General features: G+C 64.1%; 12 protein-coding genes. All 12 read right to left on the bottom strand.

Features of this window, described 5'->3' with window-relative positions:
• Positions 1-43: 43 nt before the first annotated feature.
• On the bottom strand, positions 44-406 hold the full coding sequence (locus tag HRU76_01065; GenBank protein QOJ16269.1) for a RusA family crossover junction endodeoxyribonuclease: 363 nt from the start codon (positions 404-406) through the stop codon (positions 44-46).
• Between the two features lie 99 nt (positions 407-505).
• Entirely contained in the window at positions 506-1,123 is a 618-nt protein-coding gene (locus tag HRU76_01060; GenBank protein ID QOJ16268.1) for a hypothetical protein, read from the bottom strand.
• Between the two features lie 130 nt (positions 1,124-1,253).
• The gene (locus HRU76_01055; GenBank protein QOJ16267.1) at positions 1,254-1,721 is read right to left on the bottom strand and encodes a DUF669 domain-containing protein; all 468 of its coding nucleotides are present in this window, start codon (positions 1,719-1,721) and stop codon (positions 1,254-1,256) included.
• Positions 1,722-1,809: 88 nt separating this feature from the next.
• Positions 1,810-2,616 (bottom strand): ATP-binding protein, encoded by an 807-nt coding sequence (locus HRU76_01050; protein QOJ16266.1) that lies wholly within the window; start codon positions 2,614-2,616, stop codon positions 1,810-1,812.
• A gap of 86 nt (positions 2,617-2,702) precedes the next feature.
• Positions 2,703-2,999: a hypothetical protein gene (locus tag HRU76_01045; protein ID QOJ16265.1), complete on the bottom strand. Its 297-nt coding sequence runs from the start codon at positions 2,997-2,999 to the stop codon at positions 2,703-2,705.
• A gap of 133 nt (positions 3,000-3,132) precedes the next feature.
• On the bottom strand, positions 3,133-3,726 hold the full coding sequence (locus tag HRU76_01040; protein ID QOJ16264.1) for a hypothetical protein: 594 nt from the start codon (positions 3,724-3,726) through the stop codon (positions 3,133-3,135).
• 218 nt (positions 3,727-3,944) lie between these two features.
• The gene (locus HRU76_01035; GenBank protein QOJ16263.1) at positions 3,945-4,793 is read right to left on the bottom strand and encodes a hypothetical protein; all 849 of its coding nucleotides are present in this window, start codon (positions 4,791-4,793) and stop codon (positions 3,945-3,947) included.
• A 113-nt stretch (positions 4,794-4,906) separates the two neighbouring features.
• Positions 4,907-6,076: a hypothetical protein gene (locus HRU76_01030; protein QOJ16262.1), complete on the bottom strand. Its 1,170-nt coding sequence runs from the start codon at positions 6,074-6,076 to the stop codon at positions 4,907-4,909.
• 80 nt (positions 6,077-6,156) lie between these two features.
• Complete coding sequence (locus HRU76_01025) at positions 6,157-6,915, bottom strand: ImmA/IrrE family metallo-endopeptidase (protein ID QOJ16261.1); 759 nt, start codon at positions 6,913-6,915, stop codon at positions 6,157-6,159.
• A gap of 6 nt (positions 6,916-6,921) precedes the next feature.
• On the bottom strand, positions 6,922-7,314 hold the full coding sequence (locus tag HRU76_01020) for a helix-turn-helix transcriptional regulator (protein ID QOJ16260.1): 393 nt from the start codon (positions 7,312-7,314) through the stop codon (positions 6,922-6,924).
• Positions 7,315-7,353: 39 nt separating this feature from the next.
• Entirely contained in the window at positions 7,354-10,473 is a 3,120-nt protein-coding gene (locus HRU76_01015; protein ID QOJ16259.1) for a type I restriction endonuclease subunit R, read from the bottom strand.
• Positions 10,463-11,203 (bottom strand): hypothetical protein, encoded by a 741-nt coding sequence (locus HRU76_01010; GenBank protein ID QOJ16258.1) that lies wholly within the window; start codon positions 11,201-11,203, stop codon positions 10,463-10,465. The genes HRU76_01015 and HRU76_01010 overlap by 11 nt, the downstream gene beginning before the upstream one ends.
• Between the last annotated feature and the right edge of the window lie 2 nt (positions 11,204-11,205).

Genomic DNA, 11,205 nt, shown 5'->3' with positions numbered 1-11,205 from the left:
CGACCCGCCCGGCCTCAACAAGCGTGTCCATGCCGCGCCGTGCTCAGGAAGTGGTCGTCGTTTCCTTCAGCTCGCGGACTTCCACATGCACTCCGCCGCCCCGCGTGCATGGCCCGCGGCGGATGTCGATTCGATCGATCAAGCTGTCATCGCGGTAGAGCCCTCCGTGCTGTAGCGAGTCCAGCAGGCATTTGAGAAGGTTGTCAAGGTCGCGACGCCTCCGGTCCGGTGGATACACCGTCACCAGCACCGTGAGCGGTCCCGCGACCGACGGCGACCCGATGACTAGCAGTGCCGCCTTCACCGCCGCGCGGTACTTTCTTCCGGCACGGCTGATCAGCGTCGCGCGGCCGACGCGCCGGTAGTAGTGATTGGCCGAAGGTGGGAGTGGGAGAGAGAGTTCCATTGGTCTTCTGCGTGCTCGTACCGAACAGCCAATCCATGCCTGGCCCCGCCGTGCCTATCCGCGCAGCTGCACGCCCTTCCATTCCATGTGCGGGCGAACTCAGTCCGTCAGCAACTCGTATCGCGTCACGCGGAATCGCCCGTACGTCGGGCGGAAGTCCGCCAGGCCCACCAGACGACCCGCGTCGGTGAGCAGCCCGTGCAACATCTCGGGCGACACGTACTCCGGCAGGTTGACCATGAACACGAACGTGGCGGACCAACCGGTCTTGAGCGCCGGACGCACTCGCGTGATGCCGTTGCGCTGCACCTGCACGCGGCACTTGTGCTCGTAGTCCCACCGGGTGGTGCCGAGGCCCGCCAGCGGCGTCAGGCTCACGACCGCCGCCTTCACGAGGTCCTGCGCGCTCTTGCGCGGCGAACGAGGATCCTGCCGGAACTTCGCTGCTCCGATCACCGCTTGACGGAGGTACTCGCCCGGCAGGCAGAGCTCTCCGTCGTCGTTGCGGTAGACGTACGACTCGATGTCGTCGGTCTTCTTCGCCGCCGATCCCTTGGCCGAGCGAGCCTTGGCCTCGACGGCCTCGCAGTTCCAGCGGTGGAACAAGAGATCCGCCTCGCCCTGGATCTCGACTTCCACGCGGTACGGGATGGTCGCGTCGATGATCCGCTTGCCGCCGTTGCTGATGTCCGGACCGATCGCTGTTGCCGTGCTCATTCGTGTGCTCCTTTCGTTTGCTTCGGTGAATCCCGCCGCCGCGCTCTCGCCCGGCGGCGGCTGCATGCCTTACTCCACCGCGCCTGACCCGTCCCAGCCATGCCGTGACCGACCGCGCCTTGGCACGCTGCTATCTCTTCCAGGGCGGCGTGCTACCCGGGCCGGCGCCGACGGGGGCGCGGGCGCTCACCGGCGAACCGCCGCCACCCTTCTTGGCGTAGCCCTTGATGACGTTGGTGAACTCGCCGTTGTCGTCGCGTTTCTTCAGCCCGACGTTGATCTCCAGCGGCACGTTGTGGAGCTCGACCGAGTCCTTCGGCTGCATGACGCCGATGGCGCGGCAGATGGCCGACAGCTCGCCGCGAGCGATCTTGACCGTCATTTCAGACTTGTTCTCGAGGTTGAGGCGAGCCCACACCAGGCGGCCCTTGAACTCGCCGTCGATGATCTGGAAGGTCAGCTGCAGGTACTTGCCGCCCCCGGTCTTGGTCGGCTTGAGCTCCGACTCGGAGACGACGGCGAGGTACTTGCCCGCGGGGATCGGATCGAGAGCGACGGATGGGTCGACTTGGTGTGCGTCAAAGTTCAGGTTTGCCATTGATGAGTCTCCAGTGTGTGATGAGAAAAGGCCATGCCGTGCCGCAGCTCGCCAAGGCGCGACTTGGCAGGCGGTGCCGCGCCATGAATCAGTTGGTGCCGGCGGTGTCGGAGGTGGTGGCAGGTGCAGACGACTCGGCGAACGGGTTCTCGCCCCGGGCAAACGCGCCGTAGACGCGGTAGTCGAGCGGGATCTCCTCGGGCAACCCCAGGCGGTTCTTGGCAACGTGCGCCGGCCGCTCGACGGTGCGGATGATCCGCTCGCCGGTGGAGACGCCGTTGTGCTTGGCCTTGTTGAACCCCTCGTCCACCTTGACGGTGTGGACCTTGTACGTGGCGAAGAGCACCTCGTCGGCCCACTCCTGCACAAGCGCGGACGCGAGCTTGTGCAGTCGCGGCGAGTAGCGGTCGTACGGCACAGTCTCGGGGTTCTCGAACTTCTCGATCTTGGCGTGGGCGATGAGGACCACCGTCATCCCGCGATCGCTTCGGAGCGCGTCGAGCGCACCGAGAACTGCTCGCCACTTGTCGATTGCGAACGAGAAGCCCTTGGCGTATCCGATCTTCTCGATGTTCTCGACGTTCTCGTCGGCGCACACCTCGGCCCAGATGAGCCGCTCGAGCCAGTCCAGCGAGTCGATGACCACGCTCTTGTAGTTGTGGTCACCGGAGTAGAGGGTCTCCATCGCTGCCATCACGTCGCCGAGCGACCGGGCCAGCGGGAACGACTCGCACTCGATGTCGCCCAGCCCGTCCTCGGTAGGGATGAAGATGGGCTTTTCTGCCATCGCGCCGAACGTGGACTTGCCGATGCCGTGCGTGCCGTACAGCATCACGCGGCGAGGCTTGGGCTTGCGGCCCTTGGTGATCTGGTTCATCAGGGTGGTCGCGGTCATGGGTTCTCCATTGGGTTCAGGGTCGTGGGGGAAGATGTCGCGGACGAAGTCGCCTTGGCCGAGGCGAACGAGGGGCAGGTGGTCGGTCACGCGACGGCCGCCGCGGCGGGCCGGCGCGAGTCACGCCGAACGGTGAATGCCTCGCGCCCGAACTCGTGCGTCAGGAGCGACGTGTAAATCTGCACGACGTTTTCGGTGACGATGCCGCCACCGCCGACGCAGATCTCCGCGCGGACCGGATCGACGGCGAAGGTGACTTCCGTGCGCACCCTGGCTTCGCCGTGCAGTCCCTCGGCCGCGAGCAGGGAAAGCCGCAGCGTGCCGTCGGCCTCGGCGAGGTTGACATCGGGCGTGAACTGGAAGCGGTACTCGGTGTCTCGCATGGCAGCGCTCTCCGGGAGAAGATGGCGTTCGGTCGGAGACCCGGTTGGCGGAGCGCCCGGCTCTGGGGGGAGAGACCGGGCGCTCCGCGCGGGTGGTTCCGCGACTTGCCCCGGTGGGGCATCTGGTCGTTCCCTATGCGGCGGATTCGCCGTCTGCCCGCTTGGGCGTGAAGCGCTCGCGGATCGCGGCGAGTTTGGCGAGGACCTGGCGACGCGACACGCGGCGCTTCCGGGCGGTCCCCGCGACACCACGGTCGATCACATCGCGCATGAACTGCATCTCGCGCTGCGAAAGGCGCGAGGTCACGCGGGCGACGGCCTCTCGGAGATCGAGATCTGCCAGCAGATCCCGAGCCTCACGCCCCAGACGCCTGTCCGCGTCCGTTGTGCCGATGAGGTTCACCAGCGCAGAGAAGTCGCCGTCGCCGCAGTCGACGAGCGTGCTGTCTAGCGACGTGTCGGGCACGCCGGTGAAGCGCATCTCCGCGCGACGCCGGCGAACCTCCATGTCCATCCAGCTGCGGACGGCGGTGACGATGAACGCCTCGACGTTGCCCCGTGCGGGGTTGTAGAGCCTGGAGGCGGTCCACAGGTACAGGAGCATGCCCTGCGTCAGGTCGTCCTCGTCGGAGCGGCTAAAGCCGGGGCGACGGCAGAGCTGCTGGGCCTTGCGGCGGATCAGGTTGGCGGCGAATGGGTGGCTGACGATGTCGGTTCGATTGGTCATTGGACCTCCGAGGCCGGAGGTCTGCTCGCCAACCAGTCACAGAACCGCACTCGATGGACTGTGCCGCGACGACATGCCGCGAGGGAAACACAGGTGCGCCCGTGACTGGCCGGTTATGAGCCGACCGGCCTCGGACGCAGGGCCAGGTGTCGCGGATCACACTGGTGCTCTGCCATCCGTCACGGGCCCCATTCGGCCCGCAACCCCTTGACTGGCCGTCAGTTGCGATATTGCTGAGTTTTCTTCGCCCTGTCTCGGCGGTGCGACGCGACAGAGCGACCCACCGATTCGCTGTCCTCCATGTTCATCACGGCCTTTGCTCCGCCCGCGCGCGCAATAGCTCGTTGCACCACGTCCTTTGTGATGGGCGTGCCGCGCTCGGCAGTCAGCGCCTTCGCGGCCTCCCGCACAGAGCCGTGCTGCCGGTAGGCCGCCACCAGATTGCTGTCGTCCAAGTGTGATGCCAACTCCGCCTTGAGCTGGCGGCGCACCATCAGCTTCTTGCCCTTCAGATCTACCGGAATCGCGTGCAGCTGCGACTGCAGATCGTCTGACTTGCTCACTAGCTCGTGCAGCAGCAGGGCGTTGACCTGAAGCGATGTGCCGTCGTGAAACAGCACACGAGACAGAGCGACACACGCCGGCGTGCGGCCGGGCCAGATCGCGGGGTCCGGCTCGCCCCCCGCGAACAGCACGATCGGCCTGCCCGTCAGGCCGATGTGGGCGGCAACGGCGGGGCCGTCTTCGAAATCCGGTTTGCGAAGCAGCATGACCTCGCGCGAGCACGCGCCCAACTTCGTCGTACCCAGCCGCCATAGCCGACCGGATGACACGGACCTGACTTCACCGTTGAGGGCGAGCACCGCAGCAATCAGTGCAGCGACGGCGTCAAGATCAATAGTCCACTGCCGAAGGTCATTGAGATCAACCTCGACCCGCACCACCTCCGGGCACGGGATGAAGAAGCGGCGGGTTACGGCGTCCGGAAGTTCGAGGACCTCCTCGACGTGACCGTCCGCACAGGAAGGACAAACCATCGACGTGGCCGCGCTGGTCTCCTTAAGCACGCCGGCTTCGAGCAACCACTTCCTGTCTTTCTCGGGCCATGACCCGATCTCGCGCGACGTGAACTGTGGCTCGGACGTGTCGAAGCACGCCCACAAGATTGCTAGGCACTGGTTCACTGAGTCACCCCCCAAAGCCGGAGACAACGCTCGCCGATCGCCCGCTGCGCGTCGGGGCGGCTCTTGAGGTCGCACGAGCTCGGACAGCTCACGCTGAAACTGACGCTGCGAGCCCGGGCATTGCCGGCGAACACGAGCTGGAACGACATCTGCTTCACACGGAGTCGGTCCAGCGGAAGTCGGGCTTCGTTGAGGTACTCCTGGATGGCCCGGTCAAGACCGCCGCCGCCACGGCGATCGAGACCCAGTTCGATGTACTCGGCTGGGCGGTCCACGACCTGCAGCCGGGCTCGCGTAATCTTGACTTCGGCGATGCGATCCGCCGGGTCAGTGGGGAGGGCTCGGTTCGGACGGAGGAGATGGTCGAGCGTGTACGCCGGGCGCATCGGATCGGCAGGACCCACGTCCAACCCCATCACCGCCTTGCAGAATGCCTTCTGCAGCGGCTCGTACACCGCCTTGCCGCCGGGCGCGTACATCTCCAGCGACCCGTCAGACGGGTTGAACACGAAGACGTTGTCGAAAGCGCGGCGCTCCTCGCGGCGCACAACCTGGCCATCGCTCTCGAAGACCGCCGGAGCATCCGGGTAGTCCTCCAGGTAAGCGAAGAAGTAGTCGCTTCCGTTCGTACGCTGGTAATGCTCGACCACGCAGAACCGACCCCGCATCTGGGCGCTCCAGTAGAAGCCCGTCAGCGCCTCCTGGAGCGCGGAGCGGTGCGCGGCGGTCACGCTGAGCGCCTGCTTGGGGAGGGTGTTGCGCTTGATCCAGTAGCGCCCTGACGACAGCGCGTCGGCCCGCGCGAAGTGCGCCGCCCAGTTGAAAGCCGTTCGTACGTTGAGGTAGGTCCACATCGCCCGATCGGCCTTGCCGGCGAACGCGTGGCATTCTGCCAGGCGCTCCGGAGCCGTTCGCTGGATCTCCTCGATGAGGACCCTAACCCCGCGGTCGTCGGCCAGCTCGTTGATGTCCTGGAGCACGACCTGCACGATCTCCCGCTTGTCGTCGGGCATCTGCTGCCACGCGGCAAACACCGTGGCCATGTCGGTCTCGCCGAGGCCCTGCCACGCTACACCCTCCAACCCGCCGTGCAGGTCGAAGAAGGGGCGCAACAGGTCGTTGCGGATGTGCTTGAGGATTTTCCGAGGATCGAACGGCTTGCTCATGGGGATCGTCTCCGACGGGTTGATTGGCTGACTTGCAGTGTGTATTACACACTAAACGACTCGGCGAAAAAGAGAGCCCGTCAGAACAGACGCGGCTCCGACTTGCGCTGCAGCAGATCCAGTGCCTCCAAGCGATACATCATCGCCTCGGCGGACACCTTGAACTTTTCGGCGAGGGGACGGGCGACGTGCTGGAGCAAGGCGTTGTCGATGGTCTTCGCGTCCATCGAGAGGCCGCCCCGGCGGAGCACCTCGGCGGCGAGGATCTGCTGCTGCCGGGGACGCAGCGAATCCAGGGTGACGGCGTCCATCCCGTGGACCTCGCGCCAGCACTCGCGAACGAGCTTCGCGGGCATCAATAGGAAGCCGGCGAACTTGTTGGCCTGAATCTCAACCGGGGCCTTGGAACCGTCCCGGCACACGTAGGTCGGCTGCGGCACCGACGCGTCGGCGGTCAATGTTCCTTGGGCGGTGTCGGGGGTGTAGAGGTGGCGGTGCAGCCACCAATGGGCGATCTCGTGGGCGAGCGTGAAGTGGTATCGCCCCTCCTTGCGCTTGTTGGCGTGAGGATCGAGCGTGTGGTCGATCCCGATCTTCTTCTGCGGAATCCAGATCGCGCCGTTGATCTCCGGGTCACCGAAAACCTCTGCGAGGTCCATCATTTCGACGGTCAAGCCGAGAAACACCTCCGCGATGTCGTCGACGGGAATCCCGGGCGCGAGCGGTTCCCCGCTCTGCTGGGCGTATTGGGCCAGAAGCACATTGGCGTGCTCTTCGATGTGCTTGTCCGGCAGGAACTTGGGCTCGTGGGGGTGTTTGCTCGCGGTCATTGACCTCATGCGGGATCAGTCCTTCTTGGGTCGCTTGCTCATGTCCTCGGCCATTTTAGTGAGTTGTTCGATCTGCTGCGGGGTCAGGCCCTTGGCGTGGCGCAAAAACGAGGCCATCTCGATCGGGCGCTTCTCGATGAGGCCGGCAACGTCCTCCGCCATCCGGCCCGCCGCCGCGATGAGCTCGTCGGCATCCGCTTCCAGCACCTCCGCCATCTTCCGGATGCGATCAGGGGGCGGCGGTGCGAAGTTCCCCTGCTCGATCTGCGAGACGTAGGTGGGGCTCAATCCCACCCGATCTGCGAACTTGCGCAAGGTGAGCTTCTTCTCCGTCCGCTTCTCGCGGACCAGCTCACCGAAGGTCTTTTTCTTGGAAGACATGATTTCCAACTCCGCGAGCGTACCCACGCCCAATGCGACTGTCCAGTGTTTACTACACACCACATCTCAACCGACAGGTTCTCCACCCCCGGCTTGCTCGGCCCGGATCTGCTCGTAGACCTGCTTCCGAAGGTGCTCCTCAACGAGCCGCTGGAAGTTCGGCTCGTTCATGAACCGCGCGAAGATCTCCTCGTTCTGCTCCATGCGATCGATGAACAGACCCTCGAGGGCCTTTCCGAACACATACTTGAAGTTCTCGATCGAGTTCGCGGACGCCGCCTGCCTGAGGGCTTCGTTGGCAACGGCGTCCTCCCGCACCGAATCCAGAAAGAGCTGGTCGGCGGGCTTGAAGTCGGTGCCGAATCGCTCATTCAGGATTTCGATCAACTGCGAGAGCTCGACCTCCTCGTCCCCGACCATGCCCGTGCCGACCGCGGTCGGCCCCTTCAACTCGCCACCGGCGCCCGGCTCGAGCACGATCGACCCTTCGCTGATCTTCTGCAATCGGTAGTACTTGAGCGCGACCTCATCGTCGAAGTTATACTGGGGGCCGAGGGCTCGGCGCGGCAACTTCGCCGCCAGGAATCGCGTGAAGGTGTAGAGCTTCTCCAGGTCGCTGTCACCGAACGGGATGACCTGCGAGAGAAACGCGTACAGGCCACGGAATGCAAACAGCAGACCCCGAAACTCCTCCTGTGCCTCCTCCTTGGCCTTCGCCCATTCCTTCTCAGGCATCGTGGCGCGGACGTCGTCGCGCAACGCCTTGAATCGCTCGACCGCCGGGTCGATGATCGCGTTCATTTTCGCGTGGTCGGCCGGCGACTGGTTGGCCTTGCCGCGGAAGAACACGGCACAGAACTGCTCGACCTCGTCGGCATGGTACACACCGCACTCCGCGAGCCGCGCCTGCAGCGTGTAGAGCTGCTGAGGATCCGCTCGTTCGCCTATGACGGGCTGTTCGTAGTAGGGCTTGAAGGCTTCCAGGATCTCTGCGCGTTCGTTGTAGAAGTCGAGAATGAAGGTGTCGTCCTTGCCGGCGTGCGTGCGGTTCAGACGCGAGAGCGTCTGTACCGCCTGAATGCCCGCTAGCCGCTTGTCCACGTACATGGTGTGAAGAAGCGGTTGGTCGAAGCCCGTCTGGTACTTCTCCGCGACGAGCAGGATCTGGAACTCCTCGGTGGCGAACTTCTCGGGCAGTTCCTTGCCGTCGATCCCCGCATTCATCCCGCCCTCGGTGTAATGCTTGTTCGGGTCGAGGTCGTCGACGACCGTGCCGGAGAACGCGACCAGCGTCTTCACGTCGGTGTATCCGTTGTCCTTGATGTACTTGTCGAACGCCTGCTTGTAGCGGACGGCGTGCATCCGGCTCGCTGTCACCACCATGGCCTTCGCTTTGCCGCCGATCTTGTGGCGGGTGGATGCGCGGAAATGCTCCACCATGATCTCCGTCTTCTGCTCCAGGTTGTGGGGGTGCAGCGTCATGAAGCGCGCCAAGGCCTTTGCCGCCTTGCGCTTCGAGACGTTCGGGTCCTCCTCGATCGACTTAATCAGCCCGAAGTACGTCTTGTACGTCGTGTAGTTGCGCAGCACGTCGAGGATGAAGCCCTCTTCGATGGCCTGGCGCATGCTGTATAGATGGAATGGCGCCGGGCGGCCGTCCGTGCCGACCCGTCCGAACACCTCCAGTGTCTTGTACTTCGGCGTCGCCGTGAACGCAAAGAACGAGATGTTCGGCTGGCGACCCCGCTTCAGCATCGTGCGGAGGATCTCTTCCTCGGCATCGGCTCCCTCTTCGCCCTCATTGATGCCCTGCGCCTCGGCCTGCTTTCTGGCCTCCTGCCTGATGTGATCAGCCGCGAGGACGCCCTTCAGTTCGGTCGCGGTCTCCCCCGACTGGCTGCTATGCGCCTCATCCACGATGACGGCGTACCGGCGATCCGGCAGCCCCGCGACCTTCTCGGTCACAAACGGGAACTTCTGGAGTGTCGTGATAATGATCGGCACGCAGGTCTTGATCGCTTCCGCCAACTGTGTGGAGTTCTCGTCGATCTTCTGTACGACGCCGTGCTTGTGCTCGAACTGGTAGATCGTGTCCTGGAGCTGTTGGTCCAGAACGACGCGATCGGTGACGACGATCACGGAATCGAACACGCGCCGGTCGTTGTCGTCGTGAAGGCTGGCCAGGCGGTGAGCCAACCACCCGATTGAGTTACTCTTCCCGCTGCCGGCGGAGTGCTGGACCAGATAGTTGTGGCCCGCGCCGAGCGCCCTGGCGTCGGCCTCCATGCGTCGCACGACATCCAGCTGGTGGTAGCGCGGGAAGATCATCGTCTCCTTCCGCACCTTTCGCCCTGCCGTTCCCGAGGTGAACCGCTTCTCTTCCACCTGAAGGTGCAGGAAGCGTGAGATGATGTCGAGCAGCGAATCTCGCTGCCAGACGTGCTCCCACAGATAGGATGTCCGGTGGCCGGCCGGATTCTCCGGGTTCCCCGCACCCGTGCCGTTGCCCTTGTTAAACGGCAGGAAGAACGTCTCCTTCCCTCGCAGACGCGTAGTCATCCATGCAACGTCGGGATCAACGGCGAAGTGAACGAGTGTCCGCTGCTTGAACGCGAACAGAAGCTCGCGTTCATCCCGATCGAGCCGATACTGGGTCTTCGCGTGCTCCGCTGTCTGCCCGCTCATCTGGTTCTTGAGCTCCGCCGTGACGATGGGCACGCCGTTGAGCGACAGGACCACGTCGACGCTCTTCTCGCAGGTGGTCGAGTAGTAAACCTGCCTCGTAACGGTCAGCACATTCATCGCGTGCAGACGCATGGTTTCCGGATTGAGCCCGCTGGAAGGCCGGAAGAACGCCACGTCGATCTGTCGGCCGTAGCACTTGAAGCCGTGCCTGATGATCTCCAGCGAACCCCGATCGCTCCCCGCGATGGCCTTACAGAGCGCATCCACCAGGACGTCACCGGTGGCGCCGGCGTGAAGCTTCTCGAGCGCTGACCATGCCTGCGGCTGGGTGGCCTTCACGAACGCGACGAACACGCCCGGGAACAGGCCCCGCGCGCGGTCGTACCCATTGGGTGCCGCCGTGGCGTCGTAGTCGCAGTTATCGCCTTTGGCGTAGCCGCTGGCGAGAAGGTGCTCCTCGATAGCAGCTTCGAAGGCTTTCTCTTTGTAGTCAGCGGGCATTCGCGGCTCCCTCGGCCTGAACTCGAGTGTCTATCTGGTCCACTATGCTCTGCAGAGCCTTCACGAGCTCGACAGCAAACTTGTGCAGCGTGGCGATTTGCTTTCGCAAGCCATCGGATGTCAAGCTGGGCGACTCATCCTGGTGCAGGATGTTGTTGCGGATGCCCGTGAGGGAGTTGACCATTCCCTTTACGTCAACCAATGGCGGCGCTTGGCCCTCATACCGCTCTGTAGCATCGTCGACGACTGGTACCTGCGCAAACACATCGTCAATCCCGAATCGCTTGAACAGCTTGATGACCTCGCTCTCGCCGTGTTTGCCGTAGTTGAATTTGCAGGCAATGGCCAGGTCGGAGCACGGGTCCACGTTGCCCCACATCTTCGCGAGTCCTGCGAAGATCGCGCTCACGCCGGCGATGTCCCCGCCACTGAGCTTCAAGTCGATTCCGGCCACTGCCTTGACGCTGTGCTCAGCAAGCATCCGAGGCGGGATGAATCGAGTCGCCCCGCCGACCTGATTCACCGCAAACAGGAAATCCTCGGCCGCCGTCTCCAGAAACGCTTCAAACTTGCCCGTCATGAGCAGCAGAGCCGCCTTGTTCAACACCGCGGCGCGTCGTTCATCCTCGCGCGGTCCTCCCGGAGCGGCCTCATCGGACTCGCGCAGCAACAACTCCACCTCAGCAAGCGTGGCGGCGAAGTCGTCGGCGGTCTCTAGTCGCGTGGCCATGT

The organism is Phycisphaeraceae bacterium (assembly GCA_015709595.1).
Classification (GTDB): domain Bacteria; phylum Planctomycetota; class Phycisphaerae; order Phycisphaerales; family SM1A02; genus CAADGA01.
Note: the sequence above shows the minus strand (reverse complement) of the source record. Positions and strands in the feature narration are given on the sequence as shown.